Origin of the sequence: Pseudomonas sp. RGM 3321, assembly GCF_022836805.1 — a bacterium.
Classification (GTDB): domain Bacteria; phylum Pseudomonadota; class Gammaproteobacteria; order Pseudomonadales; family Pseudomonadaceae; genus Aquipseudomonas.
On record NZ_JALHBH010000107.1, the window covers coordinates 29,614 to 48,799 of the forward strand.

The 19,186-nt window shown below is 59.9% G+C and carries 6 protein-coding genes; 4 read left to right on the plus strand and 2 right to left on the minus strand.

Annotation, left to right across the window (positions count from 1 at the left end; genetic code table 11):
• Positions 1-117 precede the first annotated feature (117 nt).
• Together RGM3321_RS12205 and RGM3321_RS12210 are read left to right on the plus strand one after the other, a co-directional pair.
• Entirely contained in the window at positions 118-12,678 is a 12,561-nt protein-coding gene (locus RGM3321_RS12205; RefSeq protein ID WP_244393255.1) for a hybrid non-ribosomal peptide synthetase/type I polyketide synthase, read from the plus strand.
• A 111-nt stretch (positions 12,679-12,789) separates the two neighbouring features.
• Entirely contained in the window at positions 12,790-13,986 is a 1,197-nt protein-coding gene (locus RGM3321_RS12210; RefSeq protein ID WP_244393256.1) for an MFS transporter, read from the plus strand.
• A 19-nt stretch (positions 13,987-14,005) separates the two neighbouring features.
• Here RGM3321_RS12210 and RGM3321_RS12215 read toward each other — a convergent pair whose 3' ends face one another.
• Complete coding sequence (locus RGM3321_RS12215; RefSeq protein ID WP_002554489.1) at positions 14,006-14,719, minus strand: FadR/GntR family transcriptional regulator; 714 nt, start codon at positions 14,717-14,719, stop codon at positions 14,006-14,008.
• Positions 14,720-14,812: 93 nt separating this feature from the next.
• Positions 14,813-16,555 carry an IlvD/Edd family dehydratase gene (locus RGM3321_RS12220; protein WP_244393257.1) on the minus strand — a complete coding sequence of 581 codons (1,743 nt, stop codon included), beginning with the start codon at positions 16,553-16,555 and terminating at the stop codon, positions 14,813-14,815.
• A 213-nt stretch (positions 16,556-16,768) separates the two neighbouring features.
• Here RGM3321_RS12220 and RGM3321_RS12225 point away from each other — a divergent pair, with 213 nt between their 5' ends.
• Both RGM3321_RS12225 and araD1 read left to right on the plus strand, forming a co-directional pair.
• Positions 16,769-18,082: an MFS transporter gene (locus tag RGM3321_RS12225; protein WP_244393258.1), complete on the plus strand. Its 1,314-nt coding sequence runs from the start codon at positions 16,769-16,771 to the stop codon at positions 18,080-18,082.
• Between the two features lie 35 nt (positions 18,083-18,117).
• Positions 18,118-19,110 carry an AraD1 family protein gene (araD1, locus tag RGM3321_RS12230; protein ID WP_244393259.1) on the plus strand — a complete coding sequence of 331 codons (993 nt, stop codon included), beginning with the start codon at positions 18,118-18,120 and terminating at the stop codon, positions 19,108-19,110.
• The last annotated feature ends 76 nt before the right edge of the window (positions 19,111-19,186 follow it).

A 19,186-nucleotide genomic window follows, 5' to 3' on the forward strand; every position in this document is an offset into this window, starting at 1 on the left:
CCGTTTTTCAGGCGCGTGATGGGTAGCAACAGCACCCCCACGCGCTTTCTCACCTCTCAGCCTCCCAATTTACCCTTCCTCGCAGCGACATCGGTCGCTGTCGAGGTGGAGATGGTCATGTCTCAAAAAAAGCCGGTCACTTCAACCACCGAGTCCGCTGTCAGGATGCCGACACCGGCAGGCGGGGGTTTCCTGAATTTATCGCCTGCGCAAAAAAGCCTCTGGTTCATGCACCAGATGGAAGATGCCAGCGCCACGTACAATGTGCCTTTTGCGCTGCGTATTGACGGGGCACTGGATTGCACGGCCCTCGAGCGGGCAGTGGACAGTGTCTATCAGCGCCAGAGTGCACTGCGCTATCGTTTTCCCTGTATCGATGGACAGCCGGTGATTCGCCTTGTCGATGAGCAACTGCTGATTCGCAAGGTTGACCTGCGAGCCGAACCGGACAGCGAAGCCGCGCTGAAAGCGTTCGAGCAAAGCGAAGCGCGTTATGTTTTCGATCTTGAGCATGAAGCGCTTCTGCGCGCGACGTTGCTGCACTGTGCGACCGACGAGCATGTTCTGTTGATCAATGTTCATCACATCGTTTTCGACGGTTGGTCGATGCAGATCTTCCTCTCCGAAGTGGCCTCAGCCTATTCGGCGCTGGTGCGGGGCAGCGAGGTAAACGCGGAGCCGTTGAACTTTGACTTTGGCGATTATTTGAGTCTGAGCCCATCGAACGCTGAACGGGCTCCCGATATCGACCACTGGCAGCGGCGATTGGCCGGTGCGCCGCCGGTATTGCCATTACCGCTGGATAACAAGCGTCCGGCCGTTCAGCGTTACGCAGGCCAGCGTTGTCATTTTCAAGTGCCTGAAGCCGTCTCGGACGCGCTGAAAAACCTGGCAAGGGAGTGTCGCGTCACGCCCTATATGGTAGGGCTCGCGGCCTTTTCCGTGCTGCTGTATCGCTATACGCAAGAGGCGGATCTGGTCATCGGATCGCCGATGTCGAATCGGCAATCCTCTGACCTGGAAGGTGTGATCGGTTTCTTCGTCAATACGCTGCCAAACCGGATCGATGCATCGGGTTCTCCTTCTTTCGTCGAGTTGCTCAAAAGAGTTCGTGCCTCGGTGCTCGATACGTTCGAGCATGCCCATGTGCCCTTCGATCAGATTGTCGAGGCCATTCAGCCCCCACGTTCCCTGAGCCATGCGCCGGTGTTTCAGGTGCTGTTTGATATGGCCAACGAAGATTTTTCGGTCGAGCTGGAAAACCTGCGCACTCGTGTTTATACGCTCGACTCCTGTACCGCCAAATATGACCTGAGTCTTACCCTGGCACTGACTGCGCGCGGCATGAGCGGCGCAATCGAGTATGACACCGCATTGCTGGATGAGCGCGCAGTGCAGGGGATGATCGATAGCCTGCTGATCATTATGGAGCAGGTGTCGCGCAATCCTGACGGGGCCATTGACGATTTTTCGCTATTGTCGTGCGAAGCTGTGGAGCAGGCGTTGCGCTTGGCCAATCATCAGCCAGCAGCGCCGCAGGCGCCCTTTGCACCTTTTCATCAATGGTTCAAACGCAGTGCCGCGCAATGGGGCGAGGCGGATGCGCTGGTCTATGAAAACCGTCGTTACAGCTATGCGCAACTGGATGCAGAGGCCCGGGTACTGGCGGGTCACCTGCATGCTGCCGGCGTTCGGCGTGGTGACCGGGTCGCAGTGGTGCAACGCTATGGGCCAGAGGTCATCATCGCGTTACTGGCGGTGCATCAGGTTGGGGGCATTTATGTGCCGCTGGCGATCGACGATGCCCGTCATGCTGATCTGCTCAAGGACATCGAGCCCAGACTGGTGCTCACACTGAGCGCCTGTCAGGAGCAACTGAGGGGTTATCCATGCCTTGTGCAGGATGATTTGCCGCAGGCCACCGGCACACTGCACGAGAACGAATTCGAGGGGCGCAACACACAGCCGGAAGACATCGCCTACATTATTTTTACCTCCGGTTCTACCGGGCGTCCCAAGGGCGTCAGTGTTTCCCACGGCAGTTGGGTAAGTCTGCTCCAGGCGCTGGAGCAGACTTACGGTCAGACCGAGCCAGGTGTCACCGGCATTTTGCAGATGGCCAATTTCACGTTTGACGTATTCATGAGCGATGTGGTCCGCGCGCTGGCGGTTGGCGCACGGTTGATAATGTGCCCGCGGCAGAGTCTGGCTGACCCTGAACAACTCTATGAGCTGATCACGGCTGAACGGGTGACGTTGCTCGAGTTCGTGCCGGCGGTCCTGCGGCAGATGATACGTTACCTGGAAGAGACGGGACGGCGTCTGGATACCCTGCGTACGCTGACCTGTGGCGCGGATGTCTGGTTCGTCCACGAGTATCGGAAAATGCAGACGCTGTGTGGACCGCAGACCAGGGTTGTCAGTGTTTACGGAGTCACCGAGGCAACCTGCGAAAGCGCTACGTTCGAGCCCGATGCGGGGTGGTATGACCCTGAGCGCAGCTTGCCAATCGGCGGTCCGTTGCCGAACACGTCCCTGTACCTGGTCGACGCAACGCTGAATCTGGTACCGCGCACTGTCCCCGGCGAATTGTTGATTGGTGGCGGCGCAGTGGCGTCCGGTTACATGAATCGCCCTGAACTGAACGAGAAAAGCTTCCTGACAGGTTCGTTCTCGGCCAGCGGACGGTTTTTACCTGGCGTCGGCGAGCAGCGGTTCTATCGCACCGGCGATCTGTGTCGACACATGCGCGACGGAACCATCGAGTTTCTGGGCCGCAGTGACAACCAGGTCAAGATTCGTGGCTTCCGCATTGAGTTGGGGGAAGTCGAGAGCGTACTTGCCGACCATCCTGACGTGAATGAATGCGCGGTGGTGACCCGCCAGTCACCAGGCGCTGAGGCCGAGCTGATCGGTTATGTACAAACCCGCGCTACAGCGCAGCAACTCAATGCCTACCTTGGCGAGCGCCTGCCGGGCCACATGGTGCCGCGCCTGTTGGTGGTCCTGGCGGCACTGCCCTTGACCGCAAACGGCAAGATCGATCGCAAGAGCCTGCCGGAGCCCGATTGGACGCAGGACTCACGCGCCTATGCCGCACCGCGTAACAGTCTGGAAGAGCAGCTTGTCGAAGACTGGCAACACCTGCTCAACGTGCCGCGTGTGGGCATTGACGACAATTTTTTCGAGAGTGGCGGGCATTCTCTGCTGGTCACCCAAGTCATTGCGCAGATCAAAAAACGCTTTGGTGTGGCGCTCAGCATTGCCAACCTGTTCGAAGGGCCTACCGTCGCCCAGGTCGCCGAAAAGATTATGCTGAGTATGATCCAGATCTCCCAAGGGGCCAGTGTCGCTTCCAGGCCGGCCGCGATCGGTCGCAGCAGCGGTATCGAGCGTCAACGTCTGTCGTTTGCCCAACGCCGACTGTGGTTGACCCAGCACAGTGAGCCTGGCACTGCCTATAACATGCCGGAAATATGCCGGCTGACCGGACAACTGGATATTCCTGCGCTGGAAGGTGCATTGAATCTGCTGCTTGAGCGCCATGAAGTCTTGCGCACGCATTTCACCCGTGAGCTTGAAACGTTTGTAGACGCGCAGGGCGTCACGCAGAAAGAGCCGTTGGTTGTGACAAGCCACGCTGAAAGCGCATGTGTACCGTTCAGGCTGCAAACCATCGCTCGCGAAGCGCTCACGGCTGCGCTGGAGGTGGAGGTGCACACGCCGTTCGTGCTGGACAAGGAACTGCCGATACGCGCGTTGCTTCTGCAGACGGCGTCGGATGAGCATGTTCTGTGCCTGACGCTGCATCACATCGCCTACGACGGCTGGTCGAGTGCCTTGCTTCGTCAGGAGCTGGCAGTGTTCTATCGGCACCTGACGCAAGGTGAGCGCATCACACTGAGCCCACTGGAGGCTCAGTATCAGGACTATGCGGCCTGGCAACGCAATCAACTCGAAACCGGGGCCTTCACGACTCAACTCGATGCCTGGAAGGCATCGCTGCAGGACTTGCCGCCGCCTCTGGTACTGCCTGTACGTTCCAGTCCGCGAGAAGGAAATCCGTTGGCTGGCGACTACGTTGCGCTGACTCTTCCTGGCGACTGCTCAGCAAGGCTCGATCAGCTTTGCCTGCGTCTGCAATGTACACCGGCCATGGTCATGCACGCCGCGTTCGCGCTGCTGTTGCATCGCTACACCGGGCAGGACGACATTTTGATCGGCATGCCATTCTCGGGAAGGGACCATGATGAAAGTACGAACCTGATCGGGTTTTTCGTTAACCTGCTTCCGTTACGGCTGCGTTTGCGAGGCCCTCTGCGTGTGGCGCAGGTTATCGAACAGAGTCGTCAGGCCCTGCTTGCCGCCGAGGCAAATCAGTCGGTGCCGATCGATTACCTGGCGCAAGTGCTCAACCCGCAGCGGCTGCCGGGCAAGCATCCTTTTTTCCAGGCAGGCCTGGTGGTGCAGAGTACGACGGCCGTACCGCTTAGCTTGCCGCACGTGAAATCGGAAGAAATCTCCCTGGCCTCCACTGAGGTGAAGCTGGACCTGATGCTGGAGTTGCGTGCTGTCAAAGGCGAAGGGGTAAGTGGGGTATTCAAATATCGCACGTCGCTGTTCGAGCGCTCCGTTATCTCGGGCATGGCAGGGCACTTCCAGTGTCTGCTGGAAAATATGCTGGCTAATGACGAGCAGACCGTCGCGCAGGTGAAGATGCTGTCTGCAACCGAACAGCAGAGGCTGATCAGCCAGTTCAACGATACGGCGCGCGACTTCGGCGATGGCGATGTCGTCAGCCGTTTTGAACAGCGTGTACGTCAGACTCCCCAGGCTATGGCCCTTCAGTTGCAACAACGCTGCTGGACATACGCCGAACTGGACCGGTTAGCCAACGGCATCGCCCACGCGTTGATAAAGAAGGGTGTGCAAGCCGGTGAGCACATCGGCCTGTTCACTGGACGGCATCCCTATCTGGTGGCAGGCATGCTTGGCATCCTCAAGGCGCGCTGTGCCTTTGTCCCCTTGAATCCGCAGGATTCGATGGAAGGTGCGCTGGGTTACATGATCAAAGACGCAGCATTGCACCGCGTGGTGGGTCATCGAGGCTTGGCACACGAGCTTGCCGCCCTGGGGCTGGAGACGTTGCTGGTTGACGACTTCGAAGGTGACCAGGGCGAATGGTCTGCTCCGGCCTGCCAGCGTGAGCCTCAGGATCTGGCCTATATTCTTTACACCTCTGGCTCGACCGGGCAGCCCAAGGGGGTAATGGTTTCGCAGCGCAATATCGATAACACCGCGAATGCATTTGCGCGAACACTGGAACTGACTGGTCGATCGCGCCAGCTGCAGTACTTTTCGCCAGTCTTCGACGGGGTTTGTGGCGAGGTGTTTCCGGTACTGATCAGCGGCGCCACACTGGTATTTGCAGCCTCTGAACAGCTGCTCCCGGGGCCGGATCTGGTGACGCTTCTGCGCGAGCAACGTATCACCCATCTGCAGATCACGCCGACGGCCCTGCGCTTGCTCCCCCATGCCGAGCTTGCCGAGCTGAAAGTCATCATCAGCGCCGGTGAAGCCTGTCCGGCCAACGTCGCCCAGACCTGGGCAGCCGGCAGACGTTTCCTTAATGGTTACGGTCCGACCGAAACGACGGTGTATGCATCTGCCCGGGATTACTGGGATGAGCGAGGTGCCTTGGTATTGCGGCCTCTGGACAACGTCAGAATGTATGTCCTTGACCGGTATCTGAATCCTCTTCCCTGCGGTGTACCCGGCGAGCTTTACATTGGCGGGAGCGGGGTGGCACAGGGTTATCTGAATCTGGATGAGCGCACCGCGCAAGCGTTTCTTCCCGACCCATACGGCGTTTCGCCCGAGGCGCGGCTATACCGCACTGGCGACTTTGTCGTGCGTCAGTTCAACGGAAGCCTGAGCTATGTCGGGCGTATCGATAATCAGGTCAAGATTCGCGGTTTTCGCATTGAGCTGGGCGACGTCGAAACGCGCTTGAACGCGATAGCCGGGCTGGAGCAGGCGGTCGTGGTCGTCAAACAGGATGACCAGGGGCACAAGGCTCTGGTGGGGTATTACGTCGGCAAACCGAGTGTTGCACAGGTACGTGCAGAGCTGGCCAGGATGCTGCCGGCACATAGTGTGCCGGAGCGTCTTGTCTGCTTGCCCGAGCTGCCGCTTAGCCGTACTGGCAAAGTCGATCGCAAGTCGCTCGAAAATCGCGTTGATCAGCGCGCTCAGGAAGGCACTGCGGTCGGGACGCCAGCGACCCTTCCTGCAGCCATCAGGCCTGCTGGAAAACGTCTGCACAACAAGGTCAGAACGATCTGGCAGGAAGTGCTCGATTGCCAGGAAATCGATTCGGACGACAATTTTTTCGATCTCGGTGGCCACTCGTTACGCATCGTCGAGACGCAAAAACGTTTGAGCGAGCTTTTGCAGGCGCCCGTGGCCATGACAGACCTTTTCGAATACCCGACGCTGCGTGGTCTGGTCGCTCACCTGGAACGCTTGCATGGGCCGCTGCCGGAGGTTCGCCAAGCCAGCGAGGTATCACCTGCCATTGATCCAGGGAATCGCACGCTGGCGGTCGTCGGCATGGCCGGGCGCTTTCCGGGCGCCGCCGACCTGAGCGAGTTCTGGCAGAACCTCACCGAGGGGGTGGAGTCGACTCTTTACTTCAGTGATGAGGTCATGCTCGCGCATGGCGTAAACCCTGATCTGCTGGAGCGTGCCGATTTCGTCAAGTGTGGCAATCGTCTCGAGGACGTCGACAAGTTCGATGCCGAGTTCTTCGGCTTTTCACCGCGTGAAGCACAGCTGATGGATCCTCAGCAGCGCATCTTTCTTCAATGCGCGTGGGCCGCGATGGAAGCCGCCGGTTACGGCGGTGCTCTGAACGATTTGCGTGTGGGCGTATTTGCAAGCGCGAGCACCAGCCATTACCTGCTCGATCACGTTTACCCGAGGCGCCAGGAGCTGCAACTGGAGAACATCCAGTGGTTGTTGGGTAATGGCCGCGATTTCATGGCTTCGCGTGTGGCTTACAAACTCAATCTCGCGGGACCTGCGATTACCGTCGAAACGGCTTGCTCCTCGTCACTGGTGGCGGTCCAGATGGCCTGCGAAAGCTTGCTGCGAGGCGAGTCGGATATGGTGATCGTCGGCGGTGCTTCGGTCGAAGCTCAATACTACGGTTACCAGGCGGCACCGGGCAGCATCATTTCCGTCGATGGCCATTGCCGGCCGTTCGATGCCCAGGCCAGTGGCACCACTGGCGGCAGCGGTTGTGCAGTGTTGGTCCTCAAACTGGCTGACAGGGCAATCGAAGATCGCGACCATATTCATGCCTTGATCAAGGGCGGGGCGATCAATAACGATGGCTCCAGTAAGGTCAGTTACACCGCGCCCAGTGTTCATGGGCAGGCCCAGGTGGTGAGCGCTGCACTCGATGCAGCGAATATCAGCGCAGATTCCATTGGTTACGTCGAGGCGCATGGCACCGGCACTCGTCTGGGTGACCCGGTAGAAGTCCGTGCGCTGACGCAGGCCTATACCAGCGCTTTGCCACATTTCACGCCGGGCTTTTGTGCCCTTGGTTCGTTGAAGAGCAACATCGGTCATCTTGATGCGGCCTCAGGCATCGCCGGGCTGGTCAAAGCCATACTTGCCGTGCAACACAACGTGCTGCCTGCAAGCCTGAACTTCACGCGGGCCAATCCCGAAATCGATTTCAGCGACAGCCCGTTTTATGTCAACACGACCTCCAGGCCGTGGCCGGCAGCGGCCTCTCCACGTCGGGCAGGCGTCAGCTCCTTCGGCATCGGCGGGACCAATGCGCATGTCATTGTCGAGGAACCTCCTCAGCCGTCGGTACGCCCGCATGACGATAGCGAACGCTGGTACATACTGCCGTTTTCTGCACGCTCCGCAGCAGCGCTGGATCATCAGCGTCGGCAACTGATCACCTGTCTGCAGAATCCCGCAGCCGATATACGCGATATCGCCTTCACGCTGGGAGAGGGTCGTACACGTTTTGCCTTCAGGGACAGCGTCGTCAGCCAGAGTATTGCCGGAGCCTTGCACGCGCTGCAGGCGCCTTCGTCCACAGCGCTAATGGAACGCAGGCAGGACCGTCCGATCGTGTTCATGTTCTCCGGGCAGGGCAGCCAGTACGCGGGAATGTTCAAGGGCCTCTACGACAGTGAGGCAGTATTTCGGCAGACAGTTGACCGCTGTGCAGTCATATTGCAGCGTTATGGCGTCGACATCCTGGCCTGTCTGTACCCGCCAGCGGGTAGCAAAACAGGTGACGCCCTGAGCCGGACGGAGATCGCGCAGCCGGCACTTTTTGTGGTCGAGTACGCGTGCGCCCTGTTGTTGCAAAGCCGCGGTATCCACCCGCAGGCGCTCATAGGCCATAGCCTTGGGGAACTGGTGGCTGCCTGTTTTGCCGGGGTCTACAGTGTTGAAGACAGCTTGAAGCTGGTTGTCGAGCGGGGCCGCCTGATGCAACGTCAAGCGCCCGGTGCGATGCTTGCCGTTGGCCTCTCGGAAGCAGACTGCGCGCGTTTTCTGGAGCCCGGCGTGGAACTGGCTGCCGTCAATGGGCCGCTGCAATGTGTCTTGGCGGGTGATTTTGAAGCCATTGCGCGGGTCGAGCGACAACTGGCCGAGGAAGGGCTCGTGGGGCGTGTACTGGATACCTCGCACGCTTTTCATTCCCGCATGATGGCTCCTGCTGCGCACGCGTTGAAGGCAGTTGTTAACGGGTTCTCTGTTCAGTCTCCGACTATCGCGCTCGTGTCCAACCACAACGGTGGTTGGTTCTCGATCGATTCGAGCAGCCAGAGTGATTATTGGGCGTCTCATCTACTGGATACCGTGCGCTTTTCTGACGGTATCGCGCTGCTTGCCGACGAACTGGAAGACCCGATTTTTCTCGAAGTCGGCCCGGGCCGTGCTCTTCAGAGTGCACTGAAATCCTATGCTGAGCCCTTGTGTGTGCTTGGTTGCACTCGGCATGCACGGGACAGCCGATCGGACGAGGCGGCATTGGCGCAAGGCATCGCGTCATTGTGGAGGCAGGGGGCACGTTTCGGTTGGGCGCAGGCCACAGGGTGTACAGACGGCGCACGCGTGCCGCTGCCGACCTATCCGTTCGCGCGAGACAGCCACTGGATCGAGGCTGCCGGGACGGCTTCTTCAGCGCAGCACGAGGCACCGTTGTTCCTGCATTGGCAGCGTATGCATGGTAATCGCCGACAGTTCCGGTTGAGCCTGTCGCCACAACTCTGGCTGGTGGACGAACATCGTGTTTTCGAAGGAAGGCCAGTGCTTTCCGGCACCGGATGCGTCGAACTGGTGCGCAATGCCTATGCGCGTATGGAAGGTGTCGAGTCGATCGAGCTGAGTGATGTTTACTTCCCGACACCTCTGGTTCTGGAAGATGAGCAGGCCTCGCAACGCGTGCTGATTACGTTCAAGGATCACGCCGAGAGCACCGAGTTTTTCCTCGAGTCGGTATCGGACGAGGGTAACGGTCCGCAGCAGCGCACGATGCTGCATGCCCAGGGCTTCATCAAGCGCCACGACCGGGAGCGTTCCGTACCCACAGCGTTGATGCAGCTTCAGGCCGACCATGCTGACTGTCTTGCCGATGAAGTCGAACATGCGGCATTGAACACGCGTCTCGGCTTGTTCGGGCCTCGCTGGAAGTGCTTTCGTTCTATCTGGCTTAGTGAGGATGAGGGGTTGGCGCTCCTGGAACTCGATCAGGCGTTTGCCGCTGATGTTGAGCACTTTGCGCTGCATCCGGCGTTGCTCGACATGGCGACTGGTTTTCTCTCGATCATGGAAAACCGCGCCCGCAGATTGCCGTTCCATTACCAGCGCCTGACTGTTCATGCACCACTGCGCTCCCGGCTTTACAGCCATGCACGGCGGGTTCGCAGTAATGTTTATGATGTGCAGATGTTCGAAGTCGACAGCGACGGCGGAGTCGGGGCGCTGCTGGCCGAGGTGACAGGCTTCACTTTGCGCGAGGAGCGAGTGGCATCGGAAGCACAGCGCACTGAGCCCCTGGACTGGTGCCAGGCGCCTGCATGGCGCCCGGCATTGCCGCCGAGGAGCGACTCGCCATTACAAGGGCCCTGGCTGGTTGTGATGCGCGGTGTTGCAGCCGATAACAGCATGCTCTTCTCGCTGCCGCCGGACAGTGTCTGCATAGCAGATGCCGGTGATTCTGGCACTGCGGTCGCGACAATTGCTCGCGGCGATGCTCAGGCGTATGAGCAACTGTTCAATACACTGGCGGCGCAAGATGCCTTGCCGAGTCAGATCATTTACATGGCTGGTCAGGCGCAACCGACGCACGGCGAACACGCTGCCATCAGGCTGTTTACCGATCTTATGTCGCTGGTACAGGCGTACATCCCTCATGCCGCAAACACCACTGTGTTGTCGCTGGTGACCGAAGGTGCCTGCCAGGTGGATGACGATGAGCCGGTCAACAGCTGTGTAGCGACCTTGTCTGGCGTGGTTCGCACACTTACGTGGGAGCTGCCACAGATTCAGTGCCGTCATTTCGATCTGCCGCTTGTCAATGCGGCGGAGAACCAGACGCTGCTGCTTCAGGCACTCCAGCACATCGATCCAGACCAGGCATCTCCGCTTGCTTCGACCCTGGCGTTGCGCAAACAGACGTTCCATGAGCCTTGCCTGCGAGCGCTGCAAGCCTCGCCACCTTCGCAGCCGTTCAAGGAGGGCGGGACCTACGTGGTTACCGGTGGTCTGGGCGGCATGGGGCTTGAGCTGGCCACTCATCTGGCTGCGAAGGTAAAAGCCGTCACCTTAGTCCTGATGTCCCGTTCTGCGACAGTCACGGATGAGGTCGGGCAAGCGCTGCAGGCGTTGGAACAGCAGGGGGCGCGGATTCAACACATGGCGGTCGATTGCGCGGATCGCGAGGCTTTCACTGCAGCGCTGCACCAGGTCAGACGTCAGCATGGACGTATCTCTGGAGCCATACACGCGGCAGGCGTGCAAGCCAGCGGTCTCATTCAACTGAGCCAGGCAACTGAATGGGCACAGGTCATGGGCAGCAAGGTAGTCGGCACCGATGTGCTGATAGAGGTTTTGCGCCAGGAACCTGTCGATTTCATATTCCTGTGTTCGTCGTTGGCGTCGGTGCTGGGTGGTCTGGGCCAGGCGGATTACGCCGCCGCCAACGCTTACCTGGATGCTCGGGCGCAGGCGTGTCGTCAGGAGGGCATACCAGTGGTTTCGCTCAACTGGGATGCATGGGCGCAGGCAGGTATGCGTGTTGCCTATGACAGGGCACACCCCGAGCAGGCGCCGATTGACAATGTGCGCGGGCTGACCAACGCAGAAGGTTGCCAGCTGTTCGAGCTGGCCCTGGCGCAGAACACGGCTCAGGTCATCGTGAGCAAGGCGCAGGATCTGCAACAACTGATCGAGCAACTGCAGCGCGGCGGCGCGACATCGGCTGGCCGTGCAACACCGCTGTTCGACTCCGGGGCCGAGCGTGTTGCGCCACGCAATGCGGTGGAACAGGAAGTCGCGCAGTTGTGGCAAGAGCTGCTAGGCGGCGATATGCCGGGTGTGCTGGATAACTTCTTCGATCTGGGCGGGCACTCGCTGTTGGGCTCCCAGCTGATTTCGCGAATTCGTTCGCGCTTTCAGCAGTGCCTGACGTTGGCCGAGTTTCTCGATGAGCCGACCATCGAGCGAATCGCCCGTTCATTGGGCAGTGGCGCCGACGATACGCCCATCGATGCCGATGAAGCCGCCGTCCGCTACTGTCTGGTGCCGGTGCAGCGAAACGGCGAGGGGAGACCATTCTTCTGTCTGCCGGGCATGGGGGGCAACGTCAATCAAGTGCTTGGGTTGGCCAAGGCCATGGGGACGCAGCGGCCTTTCTACGGTCTGCAATGCCTTGGGCTCGATGGCAAGGCTGAGCCTCACCTCAGCGTCGAGGATATGGCCGAACACTATATTCGCTGCATGAAATCGGTTCAGGCGCACGGGCCGTACCTGTTGGGCGGGCATTCACTTGGCGGAAAAGTAGCGTATGAAATCGCCAGGCGTCTCGAAGCGCGTGGCGACCAGGTGGGCTTGCTGGCGCTGTTCGACTCGGCGGCACCTCCCTATACGCAAATGCAGGTGCCTACTGATGCTCAGGTACTGGGTTCGCTGCTGAGTATCTTCGGGCATTACTTCGACAAGCCGATCAAGCTTAGCCGCGAGGAGTTGCAGGCGCTCGAGCATCTGGATGATGAGGAAAAGATCCGCTACCTGAAAGACACACTGGAAAGTCACGGGTTGCTGGATGCGCGTGGCGATGAGGGAAGCATCCGGGGGCTGTTCAACGTGTATAAGGCTGCTGCCGCATTCGGTATGCGCTATGACCCGCCCAAAGTTGCGCTTGATGCCTCGCTGGTGCTGTTTCGCGCGGTCGACTCGATGCCCTCCGGCATCAACCTGCCCGAGATCCGCGACACGGATGCCTGGGGCTGGGAGTCGTTCAGTGCGGCGAAGGTAAGAACGGTCGATGTCTCGGGAGACCACTTTACTTGCCTGTCCGTCCACGCCCGGCAAATTGCCGATGTATTGATCGAGCAACTCGCCGAGTGTGATCGATAACCCGTTCTTTGCGGAACATGGCGAGCAGGCTCAGCGCCTGCTCGCCTACATTAATCAGTCTGAGGTCTACATATGCCTGGAGGTTACTCAAAAGGTGACACCCGTCCACCCATGCGTTTCATTCTTCTGATATTGGGGCTCGATGTGCTTGGCATCGGTCTGGCGATCCCTGTCATGCCGACGCTGATCGCGACTATCTGGCCATCGTCTACCGAGCATGTCTCGTTGGCGCTGGGTGTGGCGTTGACACTTTATTCAGCGATGCAGTTTCTGTGTGCGCCGCTGCTGGGGGCGCTGAGCGACTGCCATGGGCGTCGACCGATATTGCTTCTGGCGCTGGCCGGCATGTGCCTGGGCAATCTGATGGCTGGCTTCGCCGGCAGCCTGACGGTCTTGCTGATAGGCCGTGCCATCGCAGGAATCACTGCCGCCAATATCGCCACTGCGATGGCCTATATTGCGGACATCAGTGAGGGTGAGCAGCGCACGCATTTCTACGGTGCAGCGGGCAGTGTCATTGCCATAGCGCTTGTTTTCGGTCCGGTCATAGGCGGGGGACTTGCGTCTTACGGACCGCACTTGCCCTTTCTGGTCGCTGGCGGCCTGGCGGCAATCAACCTGCTGTATGGCTACATGAGGTTGCCGGAAAGCCTTGCGGCCGAGCATCGGCGTGCCTTTGAATGGCGGCGAACCAACCCGTTTGGCAGCCTGCGAGGACTCTGGAGTACGCAAGGCCTGCGGCCGTATCTGCTGGCTGCGACGTGCTCCTGGTTCGCCTACGGGATATTTCAAAGCTGCTTTGTGCTGGCCAATCAGATGCGTTATGGCTGGAGCATGCTTGAAGTGTCGTACGCATTGGCGGCACTCGCCCTGGGCATGGCGTTCGCGCAGCGCGTACTGGTACGCAAGCTGACGCCAATCATGTCCAACCAGCGGATCATCGTTACAGGTTATGCCTGTTGCCTGCTGGGTTATGGTTTCTATACGGCTGCTGCAAGCGTCTGGCTGACGGTGGTGGGCATGTGTTTCCATGCTGTCGGACTGATCGCCGAGCCGGCATTGCGCAGTGAGCTCTCGCGTCATGCCAGGGCGGGGCACCAAGGCGAGTTGCAGGGCGGGCTGACATCTCTGTTGAGTCTGGTGGGCGGTGTAGCGCCAGTGATTGGCGCCCTGATATTTGCGGGTAACGTTGGCTCAGGCCAGCATGTTCTGTGGCTGGGCGCTCCCTTTGTGGTCAGCCTGTTGATGTACGTGCTGGCGATAGGCTGCATCCAGAGGGGGAGAACATCAGCGGCCTGCAACGGTTGATCCTCGCGCTGGCAACCCATCAGCCTCCGCCGAGTACCACACTCAGCGCGTTGCGTGCATCGTCCAGTTGCACCAGCGAAGCATGGCGTGCGCCCAGTGCGTCGCGATTCTGGATGGCGGTGAGGATCGCCTTGTGGCGGGGCATGGCCAGTTCGTGCAGGTTGGGGCGTTTGTTGGAGTATTTGAGTGCTTCGCGCAACGCCAGTGACAGCATGTTGCACAAGTGCGCCAGCAGGTCGTTGTGCGTGGCGTCGGCGATGCGGCTGTGGAAGTCGAGGTCGGGTTGCAACAGGTCTTCCGGCGTCGGTGCGGCTTCCATGCGCAGGTAGGCTTCGTGGATCGACTCGATCTCTGCGTCGGTGGCGTGCTGCGCGGCCAGTGCGGCAACCGCTGGTTCGATGACAGCGCGCACGCTGGTCAGCAGATTGAAGAATTCATTCTGCGGCGAACTTTGCATCACCCAGTGCAGTACATCCGGGTCCAGCAGGTGCCATTCGCGTCGGGCCTTGACCACCGTGCCGACACGCGGCCGCGAGTAGACCAGCCCCTTGGCGACCAGAACCCGTGTAGCTTCGCGCAGTACCGGGCGGCTGACGGCGTACTCTTCGCAGAGCAGCGCTTCGGCAGGCAGCTTTTCGTCAGGCTTGAAACGGCCGGATACGATTTGCATGCCCAGTTCCTGGACAATGCGCGCGTGCATGCTTTTTCGGTCTGAAGGCTTTCGATAATCCATGAGAGCGCAATTGGGTCCTGGCGGTGATTGCTGGGCATCATACCATCGCACAACAGTGACGGCGGTCGCCAGAACAAGGGACCGCCGCTTCTTTTAGTGCGAGTGGCGAGGCACTTCGGAACCTCTGCAACCGACCAGGAAGTCGAAATCACAGCCTTGGTCTGCCTGCATCACCCGGTCTACGTACAGCTGGCGATAGCCACCCAGCAGCAATTGAGGCGGAGCCTGCCAGTCGGCGAGGCGCGCCGCCAGTTCGGCTTCCGGGATGTCCAGATGCAGGCGCCCGCCAGCGCAGTCGAGCTCGATCCAGTCACCTTCCTTGACCACCGCCAGCGGGCCGCCCGCTGCGGCTTCCGGCGCCACATGCAGAACCACGGTGCCGTAAGCCGTGCCGCTCATACGTGCATCGGAAATGCGCACCATGTCGGTCACACCCTGCGCGAGCAGTTTGGCCGGAAGGCCCATGTTGCCGACCTCGGCCATGCCCGGATAACCCTTGGGGCCACAGTTCTTGAGGACCATGACCGACGTGGCGTCGATATCCAGATCCGGATCGTTGATCCGCGCCTTGTACATTTCGAAGTTCTCGAACACCACCGCCCGGCCACGATGCTGCATCAGTGCCGGTGTAGCGGCAGACGGTTTGAGCACTGCGCCGAGGGGGGCGAGGTTGCCGCGCAATACGCAGATACCACCATCAGCGCGAATCGGATTGTCCAGCGCACGGATTACCTGGTCCTCGCCATAGATCGGTGAATTGCAGGTGTTTTCGCCAATGCTTTTACCGTTGACGGTCAGGGCGTCCGGGTTGGGCAGCAAATTGGCTTCGTTCATGCGCCGCAGTACGGCAGGCAGGCCACCGGCGTAGTAGAACTCTTCCATCAAAAAGCGCCCAGAGGGTTGCAGGTCGACGATGGTCGGCATGCCACGGCCCATGCGCGACCAGTCGTCCAGGTCCAGGTCGACGCCGATGCGCCCGGCAATGGCCTTGAGGTGGATAACTGCGTTGGTCGAACCGCCGATGGCCGCATTGACCCGGATGGCGTTTTCGAATGCGGCCTTGGTGAGAATCTTCGACAGGCGCAGGTCTTCACGAACCATGTCCACCGCACGCATGCCGGACATGTGCGCCAGCACGTAACGCCGCGAATCCACCGCAGGAATGGCGGCGTTGTGTGGCAATGAAGTGCCCAGCGCTTCGGCCATGCAGGCCATGGTCGAGGCCGTGCCCATTGTGTTACAGGTGCCTGCCGAGCGAGACATGCCGGCTTCGGCGGAGAGAAACTCATCCAGGCTGATGGTCCCGGCCTTGTAGGACTCATGCATCTGCCAGACGATGGTCCCGGCACCAATGTCCTTGCCCTGATGCTTGCCGTTGAGCATCGGTCCGCCGGTCACGACGATAGCAGGGATGTCGCAACTGGCGGCACCCATCAGCAGGGCAGGTGTGGTTTTGTCACAGCCAGTCAGCAGCACGACGCCATCAATGGGGTTGCCGCGAATTGCTTCTTCAACGTCCATGCTCGCCAGGTTACGGGTGAACATCGCGGTAGGGCGCAGGTTGGATTCGCCGTTGGAAAACACCGGAAACTCGACCGGCCAGCCGCCCGCTTCGATCACACCACGTTTGACGTGCTCGGCGATCTGCCGGAAATGCGCGTTGCAGGGGGTCAACTCCGACCAGGTATTGCAGATGCCGATGATCGGCTTGCCCTGAAACTGGTGGTCGGCAATGCCCTGATTCTTCATCCAGCTGCGGTACATGAAGCCATTCTTGTCGGCGGTGCCAAACCACTGGGCAGAACGGAGGGTCGGTTTTTTATCGGAGTCAGACATGATCGGCTCTCTTATTGTAAGACTTAATGGCGATACTGCTGGCTAAGGTAAGCCTAAAAAACGCGTATTGGAAGAGTTGTCAGTTTAAATAGTATTACTATATAGTCGGTCGTAGACGAGGGATCATCCTGGCGCATGTGCTGCGTTATTCAGCCCCAGGCACAGAGGCGATTCCCGCAGGTTCCATAACAAAAACAATGGGAGACCGCCTACATGAGCCAGGAACTGCGGCTTATACGCCGCATTACGTTGAAACTGATTCCTTTCCTTATCCTGCTGTACCTGATCGCTTATGTAGACCGCTCTGCCGTGGGCTTTGCCAAGCTGCACATGGGCGCGGACATCGGTATCGGCGACGCCGCCTACGGGCTGGGTGCCGGACTGTTTTTCATCGGTTACTTTCTGCTGGAGATCCCCAGCAACCTGATGCTCGAGCGTTTCGGGGCGCGTCGCTGGTTCGCACGAATCATGATCACCTGGGGCGCAATCACCATCGGCATGGCCTTCGTACAGGGGCCACACAGCTTCTATGTGATGCGTTTTCTGCTCGGTGCAGCCGAGGCGGGCTTCTTTCCCGGTGTGCTGTACTACATCACCCAGTGGTTTCCGGTGCGCCATCGCGGCAAGATTCTTGGCCTTTTCATTCTTTCGCAACCCATCGCCATGATGATCACCGGGCCGGTGTCCGGTGGTTTGCTGGGCATGGACGGCATACTCGGCTTGCATGGCTGGCAATGGCTGTTCATCGTCATCGGCACTCCGGCGATTCTGCTCACCTGGCCTGTGCTGCGCTGGTTGCCAGATGGTCCGCAGCAGGTCAAATGGATGGACCAGGCCGAGAAGGACTGGCTGACCGGTGAGCTGAAAAAGGACCTTGAAGAGTACGGCCAGACTCGCCACGGCAATCCGTTGCATGCCTTGAAAGACAAACGCGTGCTGTTGCTGGCGCTGTTCTACCTGCCGGTGACCTTGAGCATCTACGGTCTGGGCCTGTGGCTGCCGACGCTGATCAAACAGTTTGGCGGCAGTGACCTGACCACCGGCTTCGTGTCATCGGTGCCTTACATTTTCGGCATCATCGGCCTGCTGATCGTGCCGCGCAGCTCTGACCGTCTCAACGACCGTTACGGGCATCTGGCCGTGCTGTATGTGCTGGGGGCCATCGGCCTGTTCTGCAGTGCCTGGCTGACCCTGCCGGTGGCGCAGCTGGCTGCGCTGTGTGTCGTGGCGTTTGCGCTGTTTTCCTGCACGGCGGTGTTCTGGACCTTGCCGGGGCGATTCTTCGCAGGTGCCAGTGCGGCGGCCGGTATCGCGCTGATCAATTCGGTCGGCAACCTGGGCGGCTACATCGGGCCGTTCGTGATCGGCGCGTTGAAGGAAATCACCGGAAGCCTGGCGTCGGGCCTGTATTTCCTGTCGGGCGTCATGGTCTTCGGGCTGCTGCTGACCGGCATCGTTTATCACGTGCTGGAGCGCAAGCATGTGCTGCCAGTGTCCGACTTCGCGGCGAGTGCCAGGGCGAGATAGGTTTTCTGCGGCCCATTATCTGGAAGGAGAATTTCATGCGGTTAGTACAGTTTGAATTGAACGACGGTCAGCGCCGGGTCGGGCTGGTCGACGGTGATCAGGTGCGTGAGGTCCAGGGTGTCGAGAGTGTTCGCGAGCTGGCGCTGGCGGCTATCGAGGCGGGTTCGGCTCTAGCGCATCAGGTCGAGCAGCGTGGCGTTGGCGAGACGCACGACTATTCGCAGGTGCTTGAGGAACTGCGGATCCTGCCGCCGCTCGACCATCCTGATCCGGCGCACCTGCTGGTCAGCGGCACCGGGTTGACCCATCTGGGCAGCGCTTCGGCGCGCGACAAGATGCACCAGCAGTCAGGCGACGAAGCGTCGATGACCGACACCATGCGTATCTTCAAATGGGGCGTCGAAGGCGGCAAGCCGGTAGCGGGGCAGGCCGGTGTTCAGCCAGAGTGGTTCTACAAGGGTGACGGCAGCATTGTCGTGCGCCCCGGCCATTCGTTTTCGCTGCCGCCCTTTGCCGAAGACGGCGGGGAAGAGCCCGAGCTGAGCGGCTTGTATGTGATCGGTCATGACCGCAAGCCTTATCGCCTGGGCTTCGCCATCGGTAATGAATACTCCGATCACGTCATGGAGCGTCGCAACTACCTGTATCTGGCGCATTCGAAACTGCGCGCCTGTTCGTTCGGACCGGAGTTGCGCGTGGGCGACTTGCCGCAAAGCCTGTCGGGCACCAGTCGGGTCTGGCGCGATGGCAAGGTACTGTGGGAGAAAGAGTTCCTCAGTGGCGAAGCGAACATGTGCCACAGCCTGGAAAACCTTGAATACCACCACTTCAAGTACGCGCAATTCCTCAGGCCGGGTGACGTGCATGTGCATTTCTTCGGCACCGCCACCCTGTCGTTCGCCGATGGCGTGCGCACCCAGCCGGGCGATCGTTTCGAGATCAGTCAGGCCGAGTTCGGTCAGCCGCTGGTCAACGGCCTGGCATCGAGCGAGCCGGTGTTTCAGCCAGGCGGCATCGGCAAGCTGTAAGAGCAGACGCGGATTGCTCACCGTGCCAGCGCTCGGCGTTGGTACGGCTATGCGTCCGCTCCGACTGTATCTGCGC